This is a genomic window from Peptacetobacter sp. AB845 (genome assembly GCF_047528295.1).
Lineage (GTDB): Bacteria > Bacillota > Clostridia > Peptostreptococcales > Peptostreptococcaceae > Peptacetobacter.
Window position 1 is genome coordinate 1,994,945 of the sequence record NZ_CP180001.1, and the last position, 24,435, is coordinate 2,019,379.

A 24,435-nucleotide genomic window follows, 5' to 3' on the forward strand; every position below is an offset into this window, starting at 1 on the left:
AGGTTCTGCAGCTACCTAAGGATTTTTTATAATCTCGAATACCTCGAGTTATAGGCTATTGTTTTAAATTTTATTTTCTCTATATTTTAAATCTATTTATCCTAGTTTTTATTATTTTCTTTTTATATTTTTATGTTTTATTATTTTAGTTTTTTGTATATTACATTTCCTAATGACTGTATTATCTGTACTAATATTGCAAGTGCTACTACTGTGTATAACATTACGTTATTATCAAAGCTCTGGTATCCATAAACTATAGCTACTTTACCAAATCCTCCAGCTCCAACAGCTCCTGCCATTGCTGTACATCCAAGTATTGATATTATTGAAAGTGTTATACCTGATATTATTGAAGGCATTGCTTCTTTTACCATAACCTTCCATATTATCTGAGATTTTGTTGCTCCAAATGATCTTGCAGCTTCTATAAGTCCTTCATCAACTTCATTTAAAGCACTTTCAATTACTCTTGCTATAAATGGTGCTGAACCTACTGTTATTGGAACGATTGCTGCTGTTTCACCTATACTTGTTCCTACTATTACTCTAGTTAAAGGTATCATTGCTATCATTAATATAATGAATGGGAAACTTCTTAAAATATTTACTATGAATCCCCCTATTGAGTTTACTGTTTTGTTTGGGCTTAACCCGTTTGGTTTTGTAAGTACTAGTATAACTGCCATCACAAATCCTATGATTGTTGCTAATACTGTAGGAACCAATGTCATATATAATGTTTCCCCTAATGCTCCAAGGAATAATTTACTTAAGAAATCGCTAATTGACATTTTCTATTTCCTCCCATCTTATATCTTTATCAGTTAAGAATTTTTTAACCGCTTCTCCATTTTTATCTGGTACATTTATTATAAGAGATCCAAGTACATCGTCCTTAAATTTCTCAAGTCTACCAAATACTATAGATACGTCTATGTCTAATTCTCTTGCCATACTTGTTATTATTGAATCATTTGATATGTCTTTAGGGAATAGTATTTTTACATTTGTTCCCTCTGGAAGAACTATATTTTCTTCACCAAGTAATTTTCTAAGACCTGCTGTATTTTTTAGGAATATTTCTTCTGTTTCTCCTACTTCTAATACCTGTCCATTTTCCATTATTGCTATTCTTCCACATATCTGTTTTATAACTTCCATCTGATGAGTTACAACTACTACTGTTATTCCCATCTTTTTATTTATATCTTCTATTAAAGTAAGGATTGATTTAGTTGTATTTGGGTCAAGTGCTGATGTTGCTTCGTCACATAATAGAACCTTTGGATTAAGTGCTAATGCTCTTGCTATTGCAACTCTCTGTTTCTGACCTCCTGATAAATTTCTAGGTTTATCATTTCTTCTTTCCTTTAATCCTACTAAATCTAAAAGCTCCATTACTCTTTTTTCTTTTTCTGCTTTTGAGTATCCGAAGCATTCTAGAGGAAGTGCTACATTTTCAAATACTGTTTTTCTTTCTAGTAATGAGAAATGCTGGAATATCATTCCTAAATCTTTTCTTAGCTCTCTCATTTCTTTTTCGTTAAGGTCTTTAACCTCTTTACCATCTACTTTTACACTACCTTCTTGATAAGGTTCAAGTCCATTCATACATCTTAGTATTGTAGATTTTCCTGCACCACTGTGTCCTATAATTCCGAAAATCTCACCTTCATTTATTTCAATATTCACATCTTTCAGAACTTGCTTTTCCCCAAAGAATTTATTAACATTCTTTACTGAAATCATATTATCTTCCTTCCTTTCCTTACTTCCATCTCATCAATCAAATTAAAAAATGCCCGAGTATAAAACTCGGGCATTACTGTACGGATTTATACTCATCTATCAACTGATTATTACTAGTTGCAGGATTTAGCACCGCTGTATATATTGAAATATACCGGTTGCCGGGTTTCACAGGGCCAGTCCCTCCACCTCTCTTGATAAGACGTTACTTATTAATTTTTTCTATTCGATGTTTTGTGTTCATCTATCTTGATTAATACTATATATTTTTTTAGAAAATTTGTCAATACATTTTTTCATAGTTTTTTCTGTTTTCAGAAAATTAACACCACATGAAATTTTTCTGCTTTATTCAATCTATTGAAATTTCAATTTCTTAGCTTTATGAAAAACTTTATAAATTTTTTATTTCATATTCATTTTTTCAAAAAATTTAACAGTATATTATAATTTTTTATAGGTATTTTTTTACAAAAAAAGAATGGGGTTTCTAAGAGACCATCCCATTCTACACGCAGATTATTATTTTTTATAATTGATTGAATTACGAGGACAACCAATTACAACAAGAAACGTTTTCTTGTAGTTTTAATTTTAACATCATTTTTTATTTTTTTCAAAGTTATCTTATTATTTTTATATATTATTTTTTTTATACAGTTTTATTGTGTTTTATTATAATAAAATTTATAATAAAAATGCTGCTGCAAGATATCCACCAAAATATCTTTGCAACAGCATTTTAAGTTGGTCTACACAATATATTTAATTTAATTTCTCTGAACTTATTTAGAAAACTCTAAACGTTCTTGAAAAGAGGGCAATCCTATTTAACTGTTATATCAATATTTTCTCCATGTCCATCTATTACAACAGTAGATCCATTGTATATTTCGCCTGAGATAAGTTTCTTAGCAAGCATAGTTTCTAATGTACCACTGATGTATCTCTTTAATGGTCTTGCTCCATATACTGGATCATAACCTTCATTTATCATAACTTCTTTAGCTGCATCAGTAAGTTCTATTTTTATTTCTCTATCTGCTAATCTATTTCTTAATCCCTGCATGAATATATCTATTATCTGTTTTATTTCTTCTCTATTTAGAGGAGTGAACATTATAATATCATCTACTCTGTTTAAGAATTCTGGTTTAAATCTATGTTTCATTTCGCTCATTACAACATCATTTACTTCTTCAGTTATATTTCCTCCTGATTCAAGTAGGTACTGGCTACCTATATTAGATGTCATTATGATTATAGTATTCTTGAAGTCAACTGTTTTACCTTTGTTGTCTGTAAGTCTACCATCATCTAATATCTGTAAGAATATATTAAATACATCTTCATGAGCTTTTTCTATTTCATCGAATAGTATAACTGAATATGGTTTTCTTCTTACAGCTTCTGTTAGCTGTCCTCCTTCTTCATATCCTACATATCCTGGAGGTGGACCAACTAATCTAGATACTGAGTGTTTTTCCATGTATTCAGACATATCTATTCTGATTATATTGTCCTCACTGTCGAATAAGTTTCTAGCTAATGTTTTAGCAAGTTCTGTTTTACCAACACCTGTAGGACCTAAGAATATGAATGAACCTATTGGTTTATTTTCATCTTTTAGTCCAGCTCTAGCTCTTATTACCGCATCAGATACTGCTGTAACAGCCTTATCCTGACCTATTACTCTTTTATGTAATTCATCTTCTAGTTTAAGAAGTTTTTCTCTTTCTCCTTCAAGAAGTTTTGTAACTGGTATACCAGTCCATTTTGATACTATTTCTGATATTTCATCTTCTGTTACATCTTCTTTTAGAAGGGATGTTTCTGAACCATTTTTCATCCGTTCTTCTTTTTCTTTAATTGCTTCTTCTAAATGAGGTATTTCACTGTATTTAACTTCAGCTGCTTTATTGTAGTCGTATTCTCTTTCATATTTTTCTACTCTACCTCTAGCATCGTCTAACTGAGATTTTAAATTTTTAATTTCTGTTATATAAGATTTTTCTTTATCGTATTTAGCTGTCATTTCATCGTTCATAGATTTTAATTCAGCTATTTCTCTCTGTATATCCATTAATCTTACTTTACTTTTTTCATCATCTTCTTTTAGAAGTGCTTCTCTTTCAGTTTCTAGTGTAAATAATTTTCTTCTTATTGAGTCTAGTTCTGTTGGAAGAGAGTCTATTTCACTTCTTATCATTGCACTGGCTTCATCTATTAAGTCTATAGCTTTATCTGGTAAGTATCTATCACTTATATATCTATCAGATAATTTTGCAGCCGCAACTATTGCATTATCGTGTATTCTTATACCATGGTGGATTTCAAATCTTTCTTTTAATCCTCTTAGTATTGATATTGTATCTTCAACACTAGGTTCTTCTGCTATAACTGTCTGGAATCTTCTTTCTAGTGCTTTATCTTTTTCTATATATTTTCTATATTCATCAAATGTTGTAGCACCTATGCAGTTTAATTCTCCTCTTGCAAGCATTGGTTTTATTAAGTTACCTGCATCCATAGAGCCTTCTGTTTTACCTGCTCCAACTATATTGTGGATTTCATCTATAAATAATATTATCTTACCTTCAGAGCCCTGAACTTCTTTAAGAACTGCTTTTAATCTTTCTTCAAATTCACCTCTGTATTTTGCACCTGCTATTAATGCACCCATATCAAGAGAGAATATTATTTTATCTTTTAGACCTTCAGGAACATCTCCTCTAACTATTCTTTCTGCTAATCCTTCAACTATTGCAGTTTTACCAACACCAGGTTCACCTATTAGAACTGGATTGTTTTTAGTTCTTCTTGATAATATTCTTATAACACGTCTTATTTCATCATCTCTACCAATTACAGGGTCTAATTTATTCTTTTTAGCTAATTCAACTAAGTTTGTACCATATTTTGCTAATGCATCGTATGTTCCTTCTGGATCTTGAGTATCTACTCTCTGATTTCCTCTTACCTGATGAAGTACACCTAAAAATGCATCTTTAGTTATACCAAAATCTTTTAATATCTTGCCTGTAGCTGTATTTTTTTCTAGCTCTATCATAGCAAGCATAAGATGTTCAACACTTATATATGAATCTTTAAAGTCCTTTGAAATTTCTTCTGCTTTTAAAAGTACCTCGTTTATTCTTCTAGTAGCTGTAACCCCCTGAGATTGAGCTCCTTCACCATAAACTTTAGGTATTCTATCTAATTCGTTTTCTACTGATCTTCTAACTGAATCTGGAGATATTCCCATTTTTTCTATTATATTAGGAATTAATCCATCTTCCTGATTCATTAATGCTGAAAATAAATGTATTGTATCAACCTGCTGGTTGTTGTGTCTGACAGCTTCCTGGAAAGCTTCATTCAGACTCTTCTGTACTCTTACTGTCATTTTTTCTACGTCCATAATCTATCCCTCCATTTTTATGCTCTATCATTTATTATTATAGATTTTCTTAAATCTATTAAACTATCTAGAAGATTTTCTCCCCTAGTAGTATCAAATCTTAAATTCATTACAAAACTCTTATCCTCATTGAAAAATCTAAATAAATCATTTGAAGATGCATTTAAATATAGATTTGTATCAATCTGTCTGTCTTCTCCAACCATAAGATTATTACATTTTTCTAAGAATGAGTTTCTAAAATTCATAGTATATACACCAGAATTTTGGTCGTAGCTATAAAATGCTACATTGTTGAACACTCCAATTAGATTAGAGTTTATAAAGTTATACATTCTATTATTATTGTATATTGATATTTGCTCGTATATATACTCTCTAAAAATTGGATGTACATTTTTTTCTAGTTTAACTGCCAACTCTTGAGGCATTTCAAAGTATATCTTCCAGTACTTTGGATTATCCTTTTCTAAAGTAAGAGCTGTCTTTTGTCTGCCTTTATCTTCAAATCTATATAGTTTACAGATAAAGTTACTTTTTTGAAGAGAAGTTCTCTGTTCTTCAAAAAAGGAGTCAAACCACTGGAGTATATTTCTATCTAGCTTCAGCATTTAAATCCCTTCTTCCTATTTATATTTTTTCTTGGATAAGGAATTGTACTCCTCCATTAGCTGGTCTCTTTCAGGTTTGCTTCCCTTATAAGAGATAGCTGGGTTTATCATATACTCCCCATTTCTTACCCTCTGAATAAAGTCTCTTTTCTTCAACTTTGTAAACAATGTCGAAAGAGATGTTTTCGGATAATCAAAGATTTCTGCCATTTCATCTAAAGTCATCCTTATTTTATTTTCTCTGTCCATGGCTTCTATAAGCATAAGTGGAATTAAATCTTTCTTTGTATAAGACCCTTCCACAACCTTAATAAAATTCTTTAGACAAATACTTGAATACTTATCCTTCTTTTGTACGAGGTTTCTACTTTCTGTATATTTTTGATCTACATCAACTTTTGATGAACTATTTATTTCTAGCATTCATATCACCTCGTTTCTTCCTCTTTCGTTAAACCTATAATAGTCCTTTTTTAAATGAATGTCAAAGCAAGTTTTTGTGAAAGTTTACTTTTTACGCTAACTTTTATTTATTCATAAGATAAACTTTTTAATTTTAGTAAACCTAGTGTTTTCAATACATTCAGTTTGATTTTTAAAAAATATCTATTTTTTTGAAAAAAAATTTTTGAGAATCTTTATGTGCTATAATTATAATTAATAAGAATGATTTTTAAGAGGTGTTTTTTATGGATGGGGATTTAATTTTGACAAGTCAAAAGTTAATACTAAGCACAAATTATATGCTTTTTTTATATGGATTATTTATAGTATTTCTTTTTTCGCTTTTAAATAGGTATATGAATGAAGTAAATTCTATGGATTTTTTATATCTAGGATTGTTTGATGTAATGGTAGCAGTCCCATTATTTTCATCTAAATATCCTGATACAAGCTATGGATTTTTATTTTTAGGATTGTCTGTTATTCCTTTGATAAAACTTTATAAATCCTATTGTAATTTTAAATATCATCATTTTATAAAGCTAGTTACTCGTTTTACAGTTATTGCTACTGTAGGTATATTTTTGCTAGATCATAGCTCTATTTTCTCTATAGAGTATTCTGATACGGTTATCTATATAATTATTTTTATTACTCTTTTATTGGGTACTGTATTATCTGTAAATATATATAGGGAAAAAAGTATTACACCTATTTTCTCAGCAGCCAATTTAATACTTATATTAGGTATTGTATTTGCTGCATTGAATGAATGCATAGAGCTTATAATTTTAGGTATTTTAATTTTTTCAATAGTTTCAACTGTAGCTCTTGTGGATAATTTTCTAAGAGAATATAGAAATAAAACTCTTCAATATATGAGGGAAAAACTTGTGTATAAAGATATACTTACATCAATGAAAAATAGGCAATCTTTTGAAAAACAATTAAAACAAGACGATGAAAATATAAACGATTTTAACTCTTATTGGGCTATTTCCATAGATTTATCTGATATTAAATATGTGAACAATAATTTTGGGTACTCTCATGGTGATAGATTAATACAGAATTTAGCAGATAGTATAGAAGATACATTTGAAGATATAGGAAACTGCTTTAGAATAGGCGGAGATGAGTTTATAGTGCTTATAAAAAATGAACCTAAAGAAAAGGTTGAAAGGTATATAGAACTTTTCCAATCTGTAATAACTTCTTACAACCAACTTCATGATATAAAAATGATAACTTCTATAGGCTATGATTCATACAAATACGGTTACGATAAATCTATATTTGATTTAGTAAGTAGAACGGACTACATGATGTGTAAAAACAAAAGAAAATTCAAAACATCATGGATGCCTGACGAAGATGAAGAGTAAAAAAATAGCTGTTGCGTACTTTGCAACAGCTATTTTTTATATTTACATTTATTTTTTATACTTACATTTCTTTTATTTTATAATCAAATCCTGCTTCATCCATTATATTTAGGTATGGCATTGGATCAAAGTATTCTGGAGAATATACTCCTTCTCCTGTCCATATTCCTCTACCTATAAGCTCTATTGCTATTGCTGCACCAAATCCTGTCTGTGCAACTACTGCCTGCATTCCCCAATCTTTCATAGATTCCTGATTGTCAAATGTCTGATACATCATTATTTCTTTTTCTTTACCATCTTTAATTCCCTTACAATGTATTCCAACACACATTTCTCCAACCATTTCATTTCCTATGTCTTTAGGCTGTGGAGCACATGCAGCTACAACATCTCTAGGAGAAACTTTTACTCCACCTACTTCTACAGGTTTAGTTCCTCTAAGTCCTAATTTATCTATAACTTTTAATGCATTCATAAGATTTTCGTCAAGAGATATTTTATATGTAACTCTTTCTAATCCGTACTGTTCAAGGTATCTAGGCATTGTAACAGTTTCTTCGTGTTCTATTTTTACTAGAGTATTTTCTCCAACTTCTGGCATATCAAATTTTTCTTCTCCAGCAAAAGCATCTTCTACTATAAATCCACCGTTATTTTTATCCCATTCAACATTAGGATTCATACATTCATCTAAAACTGTCCATACATTGAATCCAAAAGTAATATCATCTTTATCCGCAGAAGGTATCTGAAGATTTCCACCGTCTTTTACATGTATTTCTTTTATTTCATCAAATAATTTTGTTGCTGCATATTTTGCAAATACATTTACAACTCCTGGATCTATTCCCATACATATACAAGCTAACTGTCCATTTTCTGCCCATTTTTCGTGTCTATCAAAATTGTACTTTGTCATTGGCTCCGTATAACTGTTTTCTATACCTAGACCAAATGCTGGATTTTCCATTGGAACAGACCAAGTTCCCATATTTCCGTAGTTTGCTCCTGCTTCAAATGCTGCATCAAATATATAATTGCTTAAAAATGGAGCTGTTGCATCCATAACAAAATCTAAGTCGTATTTTTTTACAAGTTCTTTCATACTTTCTTTTGATTTTGCATTTACAAATTCTGGTTTGAATCTATCGTAATCTCCTAGATTATCACACACTTCTTTTGCTCTGTCTAAATCATAATCAGAAACAACTACAAGCTCTAGCCAATCGCTATTCTTATCTCTTTCCTTTAATATCCTTAAAATTGATTCACCGACTGCTCCGGCACCTACTAATAACATTCTCATATCTTTTCTCTCCCTTTTGTATATAGTCTTGCATCTTGCACAAATATGGGTTTCTCTTTTTATTATAAATAGGTATAAAAAATACCAACCTTCAAAAAATATAAAAAGAGATACAGATACACAAATAAATGCATCTATATCTCTGTCCTTTTGCCAGTTGGTTATATCCTCGTAGGCGGTGAATTTAATCACTCTCTCCAAAGTATCGTCAGACTGCCCTCCTTTTGCCTGTCAGTTTCCACAGAAACAAGATGAAATTTCTGTTTTGCTTCTTCGGCGCTTTATTTAAAAAGTCTCTAATGCAGTCCTCATCCGAACATATTTGATTGTCATTTTTATAATATAAGATTTTCATCAAACTGTCAAATTTTTTAATTATAAATATTTAATTATTTTTATCTATAAATAAATATTTACTTAATCCCAACCATCATCATCTCTATCTTCACTTTTTTCATAACTTTCTAGCTGACTTACATGATACCCTATATCATCGAGCATATTCTCTTCAAATTCTTTTAAAATACTCTCTTTAAACGTTATAGGTGTCATCTTTTCTATTGGCTTTGCAAGTCGAAGTGCTGTTTTTTTAAGCTCCAATAATTTTGAATTAGTTGATTCATTATCCTCAGAATTATTTATACAATTAATAAATTCATCTAGTGAATATATTTTAAACTTTTTAATCTTTTTACCCTCTGCTATTGCTTCAAGTAGACCTATAAAAATTTCTTGATAAGTAGATTCTTTTCCCATTTTTAGAGCTTCTGCGGTTTCAGGTATTAAATCTTCAAACAGAACCCTTTTAGGATCTTTTCCTACTATTCCCCTACTTTCAGCATAAGGAATTATTTTTTCATTTGGATAGGAAATAAGTCTCTTCATAAATTCATCATCTGTTATTCCAGTAATGTAGTATTTATTTCCTTTTAGGCCCTCAATCTTTTTAATCCGGTCAAAATATCCTTTAAGCATATTTCTTCTTATTGTATCGTTGCTAAAAATTAGCCCTCTTCCAAGAGGCTCAGATGGTTTAATCTCTATAAATTTTGTAGATTCATTTATAGGCTCTCTAAGTTTTCTGTTTGGAGACACCCTGACAGCCACTAAATCATCATATCCCTTGCTTTCTAAAAGTCTAAGTGGACAATTATCATAAAATCCACCATCTATAAATGTCCTTCCATCTATATCTTCACTCTTAAAAACAGGTAAATTAGCACTTGCCATTATGTAATCTTTTATCTTTCCTTCTGGAATATCTTCCTTAAAAATCTCTACTGGTACAGGTTTTAATCCGTCAAATTCTATTGTAACAAGGCCAAAATCCATATCTGACTTACGAATTTTTTCTTCATCTATGTATAAATCTAAAATTCTTCTAAGCTTTGCAGTATCAATTCCTTTATTTTTTATTACTTTTTTAGCCTCTGTAGATGCGTACTCTAGCATGCCTCTATCTATATTTTTATCGACTAAATTTTCCATAAACTGGTTATCAACATTAAATAATGTCTCTGGTTGCATATTTTTCCACATATTGTAGCATACATCAAAGTCCCCTTGGACTATCATAGCTGCATTAAAAGCACCTATCGAAGTTCCAACAGCTCCTTTAAACTTATATCCTCTTTCAAAAAGAGCCTTTAATACACCTAAATGATATGCACCCTTTGATGATCCACCTTCTAGCGCAATTCCTTTCATAAATTATCGCCTCCTTGGATAATATTGATAAATAGTACAACTAAAATATTAAATTCCTAAACCAAATTTCTTACCTAAGCTTAAAAGACCTCCGTCTAAGTAGTCAGTATTTACATTAAATTTCCATTCTCCATTATGTCTATACATTTCTCCAAATACTATCTCTGTATTCTGGCCTACACTATCATTTATCTGGTAATCATATATTACCTCTTCCCGATCTAAATCTATTATTCTCATAGATAAATAATCAAATCTATCATAATATCTAGCTACTTCACCGTATTCAGTTAATGTAAGTGCAAATGCTATTTTTCTTATCTTATTAGGTATTTTAGACATAGTTATATAAACTTTGTCCTCTCTTTCATTTAATTTAACTGCTTCAGATGGATGCTCTCTATTTTCACTGTAGATAAAATCCTCATAGCTAGTCATAGTCCCACTTCCATCAGTTAAGAATACAGCTGTTCCTATTTCAAAATCATCCTTTTTTAAATAATTATTAACTCTATAATCAAATTCAACTAAAACATTTTCTAGTTCTGGTATATCTCTTGTAAGTTCAACCTTTTGTCCCTTAAGTATTTCCTTCATCTTAAAAAATATCTCCTTCTAAAATTTTCTACTTATTAGATTATACAACAAATCTCTAAAAAAAGTGAACTTTACTACTAGATTATGTGTAATTTATTCCTGTTCATCTTCTTTCTTTTTTCTATACTTTTTATTTGACTTATCTATAGTTATATTTACAAATCTCTTTTTCTGCTGTTTTCTAAGATTTTTCTTTTCCTTTTTCTGCTCTTTCTTTTCTTCTCTTATTTCTTTTTTATGTTCTCTCTTAACTTCCTGTAGCTGTTTAATTTTTTTAGTACTTTCTTCTATCTTAACTATACTAGCTTCAATTTCTTCTTCATGCTGTTCAAGTTTTTTATTGAATCTCTTACCTATTATCCAAGAAACTAAAGTTAATCCTAAGAATAATCCTATCTTAACTGGACTGTGTATAAATCCAGTTATATCCTCAGAAATATAACTTATTATTATAAACATTACGAATTTGCCTGCCAACATAGGAGGTATAAAGTCTATTAATTTTTTCTTGCCACAAAGTGCAGATGCCAAAGTGGCCCGGCAACTAGGCATGAATGGACATGCATAAGCTAAGAATAGTATACTAAATCCTTTTTTATCTACCCACTCTATTACCGAGTCTACCTTATTATTTTTTAATAACCATTTTAAGATTCTAATATTTCTAAATCTCGAAACTACTAAAAACAGTGCTATTGTACCTAGTCCTGATCCAATCCAAGATATAATAAGTCCTTTTAACATTCCATGTATTGCCGCATTAGCCGATACTATTGCTACAAGCGGAAGAGCTGGAATAAAGCTTTCTATAAATGCACTAAAAAGACCTGCTATTACCGATAATATTAAATTGTCTTGTGCAATATATAATAAATTTTGAATATGTTCCATAATAAAACCCCTCTTATCTATTTGATACAAATTAAGTAACTTTTAATCTTTAAATTATTTTAATTTGCCTCGTTAATATATATATTTGATATATGTTCTTATTATACCTTCTTATTCTTGAGGAATTCTTAACTTTTTCTATAAATATTATAAAAAAATCCATAAGTATTATAAAAAAAGACTGCTACATTTTACCCCCACTTAAAATGTAACAGCCCTCACCCGATTTATAAGATATTACCATATACTTTATATAAATTCACTTTATATAAATTTACTTTATAAACATAAAACTTATACATTAAATTTATCCAACATATACCTCTGCTTCAACTTCTTCTACAGATTCTGTTTCCACTTCTTTGTTACCTACAACCGCTGTAAATGCTGATATAAACATTATTGCAACACCTATTGCCTTTCCAACAGTAAACACCTCTCCTACTACAGTCCAACCTATTATAGATGCTGCTATAAGCTCAACAGATGCTACAACACCTACTATTGAAAGCTCACATCCTCTTGCAATACCCTCTGCATAGAATATATACGCCATAGCTGCTGGAAATACTCCTAATAAAACCATGTATGGTAGTACATTCATATTTGTAACAAAACCTATCATTTCTATAGGTTTTGCTGAAGGAATCATAAAAATTGCACCAAATAAAAATCCATAAATTAAAATTGTTTCACTTGAAAATTCTTTTAATGCATTTTTACTGATTATAGGCATTAATGCATAAGTTATAGCTGCCATTATTCCCATTATAATTCCATATGTGTTTATTCCTTCTAAATCAAGTACTCCTCCTGTAACAGCCATAATAGCTCCTACACAGCATAGAATTAAAGAAATTATTTTAGCTCTAGTCATTTTTTCTTTATAAACTATTTTTGAAAATAAAGCTAAAAACAATGGAGATGTATATAAAAGAACTGCTGCTACTGAAACACCTGTAACTTCTACTGCTTTAAAATAGCATTTGTTAAAAAGTCCCTGACATATTATTCCTATCGCTCCACAGTATAAAAGACCTTTTAAATTTATTTTTAAAACTTCTGGTCTTCTTATTAATGAATACAATGATAAAACTATAAATCCTATAAATAATCTAGTAAATGCCACCTGCTCAGATGATAGACCTCTATTCATTAGCATATCCCCAAATAGACCTAATGTAGACCATAATATCCCTGCCATTGCTATAAATGCGTATGAATTAACACCTTTTTTCATATACTTGCCTCCCTCAAACTCATATTTTTATATTCATATTACACAATATTTATAAAGCAAAATATATGCCATTTATTTGTTGTGTTTGTTTTTTTATTTTATATTTTTTTAAAGTTAGCGTTTGCAAGTTATACAGTTTTTTTATTACAGTCATTTTGATTTTTTATGAATATTATACTTTCCATAAATATATTCTTATTATTTGTATATTTTTTTATAAGTATTTTTAAGTTATTTTTGACTCTTTTATTTATTATCTTTTTATTTAATTCTTTTTAAACTTATATCGAAGTTATATTTGACTTATTTTTGAAATAACACTAATTTATATTGTTTAAAAATAATATTTAAGTTATATTTGACTTATAAAATATAATTTAGGAGGAACGCATGAAATATAGCAAAGACTTTTATCAGAAAATATTAGAAGCTTCTCATGATGAAATATGTGTATCAGATAAAAATGGAGTTATCATATTCTGCAATAAATCTTTTGAAGAAAACTACGGTATTTTAAAATCTGAAATGATAGGTAAAAATGTTGAATACTTAGAAAATCACGGATATGCTACAAAAAGCCCTATTCCACTTGTTATACAAAGTAAAAATCAGGTTACAGTAGAACAAGAGACACATACAGGAAAAAATTTACTTATAACAGCAACTCCGGTTTTTTCTAGTAATGGAGAAATAGAATATGTCGTTGAAAATGTAAGGGATATAACAGAGTTAAATAAAATAAAGACTAAACTACAAACCACAGAAAAAGAAATGCATAAATACAAATCCGAAGTTGAGACATTTTATAGAACAACTTTAAAATATGAGGACAACATCATAAGCGATGGACCTGTAATGCAAAACATTATACATACAGCAGATCAAGTTGCAAAGGCAAATGTAAATATTATGCTTCTTGGAGAATCGGGTACAGGAAAGAGTTCTTTGGCAAAGTTTATACATCAGCATAGCAGTAGATCTAACGGCCCTTTTATAACTATAAACTGTGCTGCTATATCTCCACAACTTTTAGAATCAGAACTATTTGGGTATACTTCTGGAGCATTTACAGGTGCTAGTTCTAAAGGAAAAGTTGGACTTGTAGAGCTTGCAGATGGAGGTACTTTATTTTTAGACGAAATTGCAGATATTCCACTTCCACTTCAATCAAAATTTTTACAATTAATTCAAGAAAAAACTTTCCTTCCAGTAGGTGGAATAAAACAAAAGAAGGTAGATATAAGAATAATATCTGCTACAAATGCGGATATTCTATCAAAAGTAAAGGAAAGAACTTTTAGAGAGGATTTGTACTATAGATTGAATGTAATAGAAATAAAATTGCCTCCACTTAGAGAGCGCGGGGATAATCTTTTAAATTTAATTCGGTATTATTTTAAAAAATATTCAATACAGTTTGATATGAAGGATAAAATATTATCCGATGAGGCGATAAAATTTATTTCAAGCTATAATTTCCCTGGAAATATTAGGGAGCTACAAAACATAATGCAAAATATTGTACTTACATCAAGAAGCAATTATATAGATATAAATTCACTTCCAGAGAAAATTATATATACAATAAAAAATAATAATTCTGGTAGAAATGATAATTTATCAGTTTACAATAATTCATTTATTTCTAATGATGCCTCTAAGACAAATCATAGTATCGAAAGCAAAACAGTTAATTTTAGTATAGATAATAACATAAATTCTAAAATAATTGAAAATTCTCAAGAAAAAAATCTCATATCTTTTTCAAAAGTAAACGATGTCAAATTTTGTATAGATGAGGATAATTTGCAGGATTTAGATAGTATAATTTATAATTTTGAAAATAAAGTTATTTCTGAATATTATAGAAAGTATAAAAGTAGTTACAAAATCGCTCAAATTCTAGGAATTTCGCAATCAAAAGCTAGTAGACTTATCAGAAAACACATTAAAAAATAATATTTAAAATGACTTTTTTGCCCCTCTAACCTTGTAAAATGCAAGTTTTTCTGCTATTATAAAGGTAACGAAGCGCAGGTGCGTTTCATCTCACAAATCAATTTGTTTGTGTAAGTTTAAAGTTATACAAATTTCTCTACTTGAGATTTTTGATGCTTTAGATGAAAATTTTTTTACGAGGTGCAGAGAAAAAATATGTTAATGAACACACACTTTCAGATTGCTAAATCAGTGTTAGAAAATATGGACGAAAAGAAGGCAGTATTAATAAGCGAAAAGAACTTCGTGTACGGCAACGTTAAGCCTGATGCGTTTTCAAAATATAAATTAAAAAAGCATTATATGGAAGAATCTTTCAATATGATTATAGAAAAGATTAAGTACTTATGTAGCTTAACTCTTGAATCTTTATCAAAAGTATTTTCTACTAGCAGACTAAGCCAGGAACTAGGTGTTATATGCCACTTCTTATGTGACTTCTTCTGTGTTGCTCACAGCGAAAGATGGGAGTTCAAACACAGTATGAATAAACATGTTATATACGAAAGAGAGCTTGCTGCTAAAGCTAAAGAAACTGATTTAGTAAAAATTAAAGGCGATGGAGATATAAAAGAAGGAGAGTTTGAATCTTTCTTCAATACTCTTTATAGCCAGTACAAAAGCAATGGTAATTATATAGAAAACGATCTGAAGTTTTCTACTTATGTATGCAATAGTGTTACTGATTTTGTTTTAGGAAATATACTTTCTAATAGCAATGCTACTGCAAGTTTACAAATAGCATAAACTAATCTTTATACTATGATTTATCGGGAGTCCAGCACACGACTCCCTTTTATTTTATAACTTTATAACTAAAAAAGTGATTTTTATAAAAATAAATAAATTTCTCAAAAATCACTTTTTATGTATTTTATTAATTTTTTAATTGCTTTACTTTTAATTGTTTTCTATTTATATATATTTGCTTAGATTATTTTATATTTGCTATTATCTCTAATGCCTCAGCTACATTTTTTACAACATACTTAGCGGCAGCCTTTACATCATCTCTTGCATTTGCAACTGCAAATCCATGTTCAAATCCAGCTATCATACTTATATCGTTTGGAGAATCTCCTATTGTTGCAACTTCTTTTGGATCTACCCCTTCCTTTTCTACAACATATTCTATAGCCTTGTTTTTAGCTACTCCTTTTGGAACTAAGTTTATAGTATTTTCACTAGAGAAGTATATATCAAGCTTATCTGATAATTTTTCTTTTAGTCTTGATTCTATTTCTTCAAGTTCTTCTGGATTATTAGATGCAAATCCTATATTGCCCACCTTGTTGTCAAAGCTTTCTCTATTTGCAAAATCTGGCTCTACTATAAAATCATTAGAGTAAGAATCAAATGCACTTCCAGCATTTAGTACAAGCATATTTCCATCAAATTTAAAGTATATTTCAGCTTCAATATGTTTAGACTTTTTTATTTCTTCATACTCTTTTATTACTTCTCTTACTAAATCATCAGTTAGAGTTCCTGTAAATATTAAATTTAATTCACTATCATATATATATGATCCATTTTCTGCTATAAAATATCCATTTAAAGATATGTCATTTTTAACCATTTCATATCCCTGTCTAAATATTCTTCCTGTAGCTATATTAAAAATTCTTCCGCTTTCTTCTATTTTCTTTACAGCTTTTGCATCTTCTTCACTAACCCCATTATGATAAAGAGTTCCGTCTAAATCACAAAATATATATTTTATCATATTTAAATACTTCCTTTTCTTCAGTTTCTTTCAAAATTTGATTTATAGTATTATTCTATTAGAATAATAAAATTATTATTTTAATATTTTTTTACAATTCTTCAAGCATACTTTTTAAATCTATTAGTATTTGTCTTACAGCTCTACGTCTTACTTTCTGTCTATCTCCTCTAAAGTTATTTTTTCTTACTTTAGTTTCTCCGTTTATAGATATAGCAGTATAAACTAGACCAACCGGTTTTTCTTCTGTTCCACCACCAGGACCTGCAACACCTGTTGTAGATAATCCTATATCAGCTCCTAGACCTTTTCTTATTCCTTCTGCCATTTCTGTAGCTGTCTGAGGACTTACTGCTCCATATTTTTCAAGAGTTTCTTCAGATACACCAAGTCTTTTGACTTTTGCTGCATTAGAATATGTTACACATCCTTCAAGGAATACATCAGATATTCCAGGATAATTTATTAATGTCCCTGCAACTAAACCACCTGTGCATGATTCAGCAGTTGCAATAGTTAATCCCTTTTCTACAAGAAGTTTTGCTACAGCTTCTTCTATTTTAGAATCTCCATCTACTAATTCATCTCCACCTTCAGCGTAAATGTATTTCCCAACTCTTTCTCTTATTTCAGAAACTTTATTATCTAAAAGAACTTTTGCCTCATCATCATCTTTTGCTTTGGCAGTTATTCTTATAAGTACTTCCATTTCTTTTGCATAAAGTGCTACTGTTGGATTTGTCTGATTATCTAATATATCCTCTATTTCTAATTCAAGTGCAGACTCCCCTATTCCATTAAATCTTAATACTCTCGATACTAAAATACTATCTGTAAACTGTTGTAAAAATGGTCTTACACTTTCATCAAACATTGCCTTCATTTCCCAAGGTGGCCCAGGTAATACTATTATTCTTTTGCCATCTTTTTCAAATATTGCTCCAGGTGCAGTTCCGTTATTATTTTTTAATACTGTTGCTTCAACTGGGAACATTGCCTGTTTTTTATTATTTTCAGGAATTGGCTTATCTGGTGCAAATTTTCTACATCTTTCTTTTATATACTCCCAAGATTCTTCATGAAGCACCATTTTTTGTCCAAAATACTCTGCTGCCATTTCTTTAGTTAAATCATCTTTAGTTGGCCCAAGACCTCCAGTTGTTATAACTAAATCACTTCTTTTCAATGCTTCATCAAAACATTCTAATAGTCTCTGTGGATTGTCTCCAACTGTACTCTGATGGAATACTCCTATTCCAAGTGCTGCTAGTTCTTTAGATATGTACTGTGCATTTGTATTTACTATATCTCCAAGTAATAATTCTGTTCCTACAGATATTAATTCTGCTCTCAAACATCTCACCCCTTTTTTACTGTATACAATAAAGTTTATCAGAATAATCTATAAAATTAAACCGTAGCCAATAAATTTTCACATAAGATAATCATTTAGAACCACGATATAGCGAAACTTACTTTATAGTGGTTCTTTTTTATATTCTCAAATAACAATATAATAGTAATCGAGTAAAAAATAAAAATTTAAATTTTAGAAATTAATTTAACTCATATAAATAGATTCAGTGTATCAAAAGGAGTGAATAACTTTGAAAAAGAAAATAGCAGTAATAATGGGCGGAATATCATCAGAAAGAGAAATATCATTAAAATCAGGAGCTGGTGTTTTAGGAAGTCTTGATAGAGAAAAATATGAACCAATAGAAGTTGTTATCGACAAAAAAACAGATATAATAACAAAAATACCAGACGATGTTGATTTTGCTTTCTTAGCACTTCATGGAAAATTTGGCGAAGATGGATGTGTTCAGTCTGTTCTTGAAACTAGAGACATACCATACTCTGGATGTGGACCTCTAAGCAGTGCAATGTGTATGGATAAAAATATATCTAAAAAAATATGCAAAGTTTCTGGAATACCAACAGCAGATTGGATAACAGTTAAATCTATAGAAGAAATAGATTATGATAGAATAGAAGAAATGGGTTACCCTGTATTTGTTAAACCAAATTCTGGTGGATCAAGTGTAGCTACTTTTATGATAAAAGAAAAAGCAGGAATAGAAGATGCTGTTAGACAGGGACTTGAAGTAGATACAGAAGTAATGATAGAACAGTATTTACCAGGAGAAGAATGTACTTCATTTATACTTGACGGTGAAGTATTCCCTACTGTATCAATAAAATCTGAACAGGAATTCTTTGATTTTGAAGCTAAATATTCTTCAGATAATGGAGCTGTTGAAGAAGTTGTTTATCTTGAAGAATCACTTCAGAATAAACTAAATGAATATTCAAGAATGTGCTGGGATGCATTTAATTGTAGAGCTTATGTTAGAGTTGACTTTATAATAAGCAACGGTGTTCCTTATGTTCTTGAACTTAACACTCTTCCAGGACTTACAGCTACAAGCTTAATACCAAGAAGTGCTGCAGCTAGAGGAATTTCTTATGCTCAGCTACTAGATAAATTAATAGATTGCTCTCTAAAATAATATTCTATATAGTATTTTTTAATTTGGACTGTTGCAAATTTGCACAGTCCATTTTTTAATTCAATATATTTTGTCTAACTTTATTTTCTAAAGTATAATATAATAGTAATTGGAGTTAATAATTTTTTTAATTACTTTGAAAGAAAGTTTTTTTAATTATTTTCCAATTCATGTTACATAAATTTAATTTTTGAGGGTGATAATTTGATTTTTTCAGATTTTAAATTGGAAGGAAACCTTCCTATATATACACAAATTAAAAATTATTTAAGTGCTTTGATTAATAAAGGACTTCTACCCAATGGTAGCAAACTTCCATCTACAAGGGAACTTTCTCAAATATTAGATGTTAGCAGAAATTCAGTGATTGCAGCATATGACGAACTTAAAGCTGATGGATTACTGTATTCTGTAAATGGAAAAGGAACTTTTGTAAACTCAGAAAAGTTAATTTCATCATCTGATTGGAATATAAATTGGGATAATATAGAAAATAATTTTTCAAAAGCTGCAAATGAATTAGATATAGTAAAAAATGAAATTCCTTGGAGCTCTGATTTAATTTCTTTTAAAAGTATCTCCCCAGATGGAGATTTATTCGATATGGAGGAATTTAAAAAGTCTTTTATGAGTAGAATTTCTGTTGAAAGTCATAAGCTTTTAAATTATGGTTATGCTCAGGGCTACAAGCCTCTCATAGATTATCTTAGCGAATATATGAGAAAAAAAGGCTCATTTTCTAAGTCTAAAACTACCTTAGTTACAAATGGCTTTACTGAGGCTTTTGATTTAATTCTATCCTCTTTTACAACTCCTGGTGATATGATAATATGCGAAAATCCGACTCACAACACATCTATAAAAATTATGAAAGCTCATGGAATAGATATAAAAGGTGTTAGTATAGACAAAGATGGATTAAATTTTGATATGTTGGAAGAAACTCTAGTTAAATATAGTAAATCTATAAAATTTGCATATCTAACTCCCTCATATCACAATCCAACAGGAAGTGTTATGCCACCTGAAAGCAGGCTTAGATTTTATAATTTGATGAAAAAATATTCAATTCCTATAATCGAGGATGGTTTTAACGAAGAACTTCTCTATTCTAGCTCGCATATATTCCCTCTTTCCTCTTTTGATACAACAGGAAACGGAATAATCTATATAGGAAGTTTTTCAAAAATACTATTCCCAGGTATGAGAATAGGTTGGATTTATGCTGATAAAAAAATTATAAATAGGCTTATCAGTGTTAAACGCTGCAGAAATATACACACATCTTTCTTAGATCAAGGAATACTTTTCGATTACTTAAATAGCGGAAAATTTGAAAAGTATATAAAAAAAATAAGAAAAGTATATGGCGAAAAGTTTAGTTTTGCTAGAGATTGTGTTGAAAAATATATAGATAACGATTATATTTTAGGAGATGGCGGTCTACATATTTTTATAAAGTTAAAAGGTATAAATGCTAGAGAACTTTTAGATAGATGCTATAATAAAAAGGTAATATTTATGCCTGGAGACCTATTCTTTACAGATGACAGTGGATATGATACCCTAAGACTTGGGTTATCTAGGCTTTCACTTGAAGACATAGAAAAAGGTATAAAAATAATCGGTGAAACTGTAGATGAAATTAGTAACGAAAATAAATAGTTATTAATAAAACAAATAATTATTAATAAAATAAAAATTTGCAAGGAGATATTATGAACTTAATTACATTTGAAAATATATGCAAAAGTTATTCAGAAAAAAAACTTATTGAAAATTTATCTTTTGGTATAAACGACGGTGAAAAAATTGGGCTTATTGGTGTAAATGGTACAGGTAAATCTACTCTTTTAAAAATAGTTGCTGGTGCGGAAGAGATAGATAGCGGAAAAATAACAAAAGCAAACAGAGTTAGAATCGAATATTTACCACAGAGTCCTGACTATGATGAAAATGCAACTGTTCTTGAACAGGTATTTAAAGCTGAGTCAAAGGAGCTTAATCTTCTTGGTAAATATCAGGATTTATTAAAAAAATTAGAAAAAGAATACTCTGATAAAACAAATGAAGAACTTATAAAGGTTCAGGAACAGATTGATACTATGAACCTGTGGGATTTAGAAAATGATGCAAAGGCAGTTCTTACAAAACTTGGAATAGATAACTTTGACCAGAAAGTATCTGAGCTTTCAGGTGGGCAGAAAAAGAGAATTTCTTTGGCTTCTGCACTTATAACACCTTGTGAGCTTCTAGTTCTTGACGAGCCTACCAACCACTTAGACAGTGATACAATAGACTGGCTTGAGGAATATCTAAACTCAAGAAAAGGCTCTCTATTAATGATTACACACGATAGATACTTCCTTGATAGGGTTACAAATAGGATTCTTGAGCTAGACAAAGGTAGATTATTTAGCTACGAAGGTAACTATACTCTATTTTTAGAGAAAAAAATGGAAAGACTTCAGCTTGAATCTAGCATGGAAGATAAAAGACAAAACCTTATTAGAAACGAGCTTAAATGGGTTAAAAGGGGTGCTAGAGCTAGAACAACTAAACAGAAAGCTAGACTTCAGAGATTTGATGAGCTTGTAAATCGTGAAGTTATCAAAGAGGATGAAAAAATAGATATTTCTGTTGCTTCAAGTAGGCTTGGTAAAAAAATAATTGAAATCAAGAATATTTCTAAAAGCTTTGACGGTAAAAAGGTTATCGACGATTTAGAGTATACTCTTGCTAGAACAGATAGAATTGGTATTGTAGGTAAAAATGGGCTTGGTAAGTCCACACTTATAAATATTTTAAATGGTAAATTACAGCCAGATAGCGGTACTATTGAAATCGGCGAAACTGTAAAAATAGGATGCTTCTCTCAGGACGACTCTCATATGGATCCTAGTATGAAGGCTATAGATTATATAAAGGAAGAAAGTGATTATATAACAACTGCTGATGGTACAAAAATAACTGCATCTATGATGTGCGAAAGATTTTTGTTCAATGGTACTCTTCAGCATACTATGATAGAAAAGTTATCTGGTGGGGAAAGAAGAAGACTTCACCTATTGAGAGTTCTTATGGGTGCTCCAAATGTACTACTTCTTGATGAGCCTACAAATGACCTTGATATAGAAACTCTTAGCAGATTAGAGGACTATCTTGATGAATTCGACGGTGTTGTAATAACTGTATCTCATGATAGATACTTCCTAGATAGAATATGTAACAAGATTTTTGCTTATGAAGGAAATGGTAGAATCTTTATATTTACAGGGAATTATAGTGATTATGCTATTTTTAGAGAAATTCAGGGAATTGAATTTGAAGATGATAAACCAGAGAAAGTAGTAGAACCTAAAAAGGAAAAAGAAAAACCTAAGTCTGATAAAAAGACTAAATTCTCATATAAAGAGCAGAAAGAATTTGATTCTATAGATTCTGATATAGAACAGTTAGAAAAGAAAATAGCTGCTCTTGAAGAAAGTACTGCTGTTTATGCAACTGACTTCACAAAACTTCAGGAAATAATGAATGAAAAAGCTGAGTTAGAAAAAGAATTAGAGTATAAATATGAACGCTGGGAATACTTAAATGAATTAGCAGAAAGTTTCCAGTAAAATAATGAAAATAAAAAGACTGTCCCCTACTCCAGGCTTCGACGGCTCACTCTTTAAAGTAACACATTTCAAAGTCGTGAGCCGTCTCCAGATTGTCGTTAGGGTGACAGTCTTTTTTATTTTCATAGGTTTTTATGGAATAGCTTTTACATATTTCATTTTGCGTATTTTTAAAATATCGTCTAATAAAGTATGATGTTCTAAAGGCTAAAGAATTAGTTACAATTTATTCTTCCACTATTCAAGTGAGTAAGCCCAAGCAGCTTTTATCTGGCTCTTTATATCATTATAGTTCCATAATTTCTCACTTCTACTTATATTGTTTGGGTCGTGTATAACAAGCTTTCCGTCTTTCATTCCTGCAATTACTATAAAATGACCTTCACTTGTAAAATATCCCGGCCCCATACTGCAAATTATAGGACTTCCATTTTTTAGAGCACTTTCAAAGCTAGATTTTGTGTTATCTATTGCCCAACCTTTGACACCATATTTCTTTGCACCCTCTACCATGAGATTCCAATTTGTCCCAGCTACCTCATGAAATCCATGTTTATCACTATATTTTGCGATTTTTATTGGTGTTATATCTTTATCTCCAGTAAGACCAGATACAACCATAGATAACGCTGTTGGACCACATCCATTTATAGCAATTACATTATTTCCATATTCTCTCCAGCCCCATTTTGGATCCCATTGCTGAAGTCTTGGTATCTTTCCATCACCACATTCTTCATCCACATTTATTAAAAACGCTGGCTTTTGGAAATTATCTCTACTAAGAACAAAGTCTAAAGTCTCTCCATTAGAATATAATAATTTTATTACATCCTCAGGATAAGTATCTATATTTTGTATAACTTCATTATATCTATCATCTTCCTTCGCTCTCTTTTGAAACTCTTCAACGTATTTTGTAGGATTTTCAATATGTGTAAAATCAACACTTTCTCTACCCGAACTTTTTCCATAAGTAGCTATTAACAATAATACTACAAAAGCTATTGCTATTTTAACACTTTTTTTAAGTTTTCTTTTCTTTTTCATAATAAATACTCCTAACTATTATCGTGTATTACCTATTTTAATGATTTTTTACTTCAATGTAAATAAAATACAGAATATATTCATATAATATTTAGAGTATCTTTAGAAAGCATTGGTTCAATTTTTTTGTTATATAACTCTTTATTTATATTATCATTCAAAAAATAAGAA

General features: G+C 29.9%; 19 protein-coding genes and 2 riboswitches. Of the genes, 6 read left to right on the forward strand and 13 right to left on the reverse strand.

Going from position 1 to position 24,435, the window contains the following annotated elements; genetic code table 11:
• Positions 1-140 precede the first annotated feature (140 nt).
• From ACK2WO_RS09420 to ACK2WO_RS09440, 5 genes are all read right to left on the reverse strand, one after another.
• A complete protein-coding gene (locus tag ACK2WO_RS09420) occupies positions 141-794 on the reverse strand; it encodes a methionine ABC transporter permease (RefSeq protein ID WP_414697627.1) in 654 nt (217 codons plus the stop codon).
• A complete protein-coding gene (locus tag ACK2WO_RS09425) occupies positions 784-1,752 on the reverse strand; it encodes a methionine ABC transporter ATP-binding protein (RefSeq protein ID WP_006439228.1) in 969 nt (322 codons plus the stop codon). Before ACK2WO_RS09425 ends, ACK2WO_RS09420 begins: the two co-directional genes overlap by 11 nt.
• 89 nt (positions 1,753-1,841) lie before the next feature.
• Positions 1,842-1,956, reverse strand: a riboswitch (SAM riboswitch).
• A gap of 622 nt (positions 1,957-2,578) precedes the next feature.
• A complete protein-coding gene (clpB, locus tag ACK2WO_RS09430; protein WP_414697628.1) occupies positions 2,579-5,173 on the reverse strand; it encodes an ATP-dependent chaperone ClpB in 2,595 nt (864 codons plus the stop codon).
• A gap of 17 nt (positions 5,174-5,190) precedes the next feature.
• On the reverse strand, positions 5,191-5,784 hold the full coding sequence (locus tag ACK2WO_RS09435) for a hypothetical protein (RefSeq protein ID WP_414697629.1): 594 nt from the start codon (positions 5,782-5,784) through the stop codon (positions 5,191-5,193).
• 15 nt (positions 5,785-5,799) lie between these two features.
• Positions 5,800-6,207, reverse strand: a complete 408-nt coding sequence (locus ACK2WO_RS09440) for a replication/maintenance protein RepL (protein WP_414697630.1) — start codon at positions 6,205-6,207, stop codon at positions 5,800-5,802.
• 395 nt (positions 6,208-6,602) lie between these two features.
• On the opposite strand from ACK2WO_RS09440, the gene ACK2WO_RS09445 reads away from it, so the two are divergent.
• Entirely contained in the window at positions 6,603-7,613 is a 1,011-nt protein-coding gene (locus ACK2WO_RS09445; RefSeq protein WP_414697631.1) for a GGDEF domain-containing protein, read from the forward strand.
• 61 nt (positions 7,614-7,674) lie between these two features.
• Here the strand turns inward: ACK2WO_RS09445 and ACK2WO_RS09450 are convergent, their stop codons facing one another.
• The 5 genes from ACK2WO_RS09450 to ACK2WO_RS09470 all read right to left on the reverse strand — a co-directional run bounded on the left by ACK2WO_RS09450 (position 7,675) and on the right by ACK2WO_RS09470 (position 13,357).
• The gene (locus ACK2WO_RS09450; protein ID WP_414697632.1) at positions 7,675-8,922 is read right to left on the reverse strand and encodes a saccharopine dehydrogenase family protein; all 1,248 of its coding nucleotides are present in this window, start codon (positions 8,920-8,922) and stop codon (positions 7,675-7,677) included.
• A gap of 206 nt (positions 8,923-9,128) precedes the next feature.
• Positions 9,129-9,234, reverse strand: a riboswitch (glycine riboswitch).
• Positions 9,235-9,339: 105 nt separating this feature from the next.
• Complete coding sequence (locus ACK2WO_RS09455) at positions 9,340-10,629, reverse strand: patatin-like phospholipase family protein (protein WP_414697633.1); 1,290 nt, start codon at positions 10,627-10,629, stop codon at positions 9,340-9,342.
• Positions 10,630-10,677: 48 nt separating this feature from the next.
• Positions 10,678-11,226: a TerD family protein gene (locus ACK2WO_RS09460; RefSeq protein ID WP_414697634.1), complete on the reverse strand. Its 549-nt coding sequence runs from the start codon at positions 11,224-11,226 to the stop codon at positions 10,678-10,680.
• 93 nt (positions 11,227-11,319) lie between these two features.
• The gene (locus ACK2WO_RS09465; RefSeq protein WP_414697635.1) at positions 11,320-12,117 is read right to left on the reverse strand and encodes a TVP38/TMEM64 family protein; all 798 of its coding nucleotides are present in this window, start codon (positions 12,115-12,117) and stop codon (positions 11,320-11,322) included.
• Positions 12,118-12,424: 307 nt separating this feature from the next.
• The gene (locus ACK2WO_RS09470) at positions 12,425-13,357 is read right to left on the reverse strand and encodes a DMT family transporter (RefSeq protein WP_414697636.1); all 933 of its coding nucleotides are present in this window, start codon (positions 13,355-13,357) and stop codon (positions 12,425-12,427) included.
• 390 nt (positions 13,358-13,747) lie between these two features.
• Between ACK2WO_RS09470 and ACK2WO_RS09475 the strand changes: the two genes are divergently transcribed.
• Together ACK2WO_RS09475 and ACK2WO_RS09480 are read left to right on the forward strand one after the other, a co-directional pair.
• Positions 13,748-15,316, forward strand: a complete 1,569-nt coding sequence (locus ACK2WO_RS09475) for a sigma-54 interaction domain-containing protein (protein WP_414697637.1) — start codon at positions 13,748-13,750, stop codon at positions 15,314-15,316.
• Positions 15,317-15,511: 195 nt separating this feature from the next.
• The gene (locus ACK2WO_RS09480) at positions 15,512-16,102 is read left to right on the forward strand and encodes a zinc dependent phospholipase C family protein (protein WP_414697638.1); all 591 of its coding nucleotides are present in this window, start codon (positions 15,512-15,514) and stop codon (positions 16,100-16,102) included.
• Between the two features lie 187 nt (positions 16,103-16,289).
• On the opposite strand, the gene ACK2WO_RS09485 is transcribed toward ACK2WO_RS09480, so the two are convergent.
• Both ACK2WO_RS09485 and ACK2WO_RS09490 read right to left on the reverse strand, forming a co-directional pair.
• Positions 16,290-17,081 carry a Cof-type HAD-IIB family hydrolase gene (locus ACK2WO_RS09485; protein WP_414697639.1) on the reverse strand — a complete coding sequence of 264 codons (792 nt, stop codon included), beginning with the start codon at positions 17,079-17,081 and terminating at the stop codon, positions 16,290-16,292.
• A gap of 91 nt (positions 17,082-17,172) precedes the next feature.
• Complete coding sequence (locus tag ACK2WO_RS09490) at positions 17,173-18,435, reverse strand: competence/damage-inducible protein A (protein WP_414697640.1); 1,263 nt, start codon at positions 18,433-18,435, stop codon at positions 17,173-17,175.
• Positions 18,436-18,688: 253 nt separating this feature from the next.
• Between ACK2WO_RS09490 and ACK2WO_RS09495 the strand changes: the two genes are divergently transcribed.
• From ACK2WO_RS09495 to ACK2WO_RS09505, 3 genes are all read left to right on the forward strand, one after another.
• Positions 18,689-19,594 (forward strand): D-alanine--D-alanine ligase, encoded by a 906-nt coding sequence (locus tag ACK2WO_RS09495; protein WP_414697641.1) that lies wholly within the window; start codon positions 18,689-18,691, stop codon positions 19,592-19,594.
• Positions 19,595-19,798: 204 nt separating this feature from the next.
• The gene (locus ACK2WO_RS09500; RefSeq protein WP_414697642.1) at positions 19,799-21,259 is read left to right on the forward strand and encodes a PLP-dependent aminotransferase family protein; all 1,461 of its coding nucleotides are present in this window, start codon (positions 19,799-19,801) and stop codon (positions 21,257-21,259) included.
• Positions 21,260-21,312: 53 nt separating this feature from the next.
• Positions 21,313-23,214: an ABC-F family ATP-binding cassette domain-containing protein gene (locus tag ACK2WO_RS09505; RefSeq protein ID WP_414697643.1), complete on the forward strand. Its 1,902-nt coding sequence runs from the start codon at positions 21,313-21,315 to the stop codon at positions 23,212-23,214.
• A 237-nt stretch (positions 23,215-23,451) separates the two neighbouring features.
• Here ACK2WO_RS09505 and ACK2WO_RS09510 read toward each other — a convergent pair whose 3' ends face one another.
• Positions 23,452-24,264 carry a C39 family peptidase gene (locus tag ACK2WO_RS09510; RefSeq protein ID WP_414697644.1) on the reverse strand — a complete coding sequence of 271 codons (813 nt, stop codon included), beginning with the start codon at positions 24,262-24,264 and terminating at the stop codon, positions 23,452-23,454.
• Between the last annotated feature and the right edge of the window lie 171 nt (positions 24,265-24,435).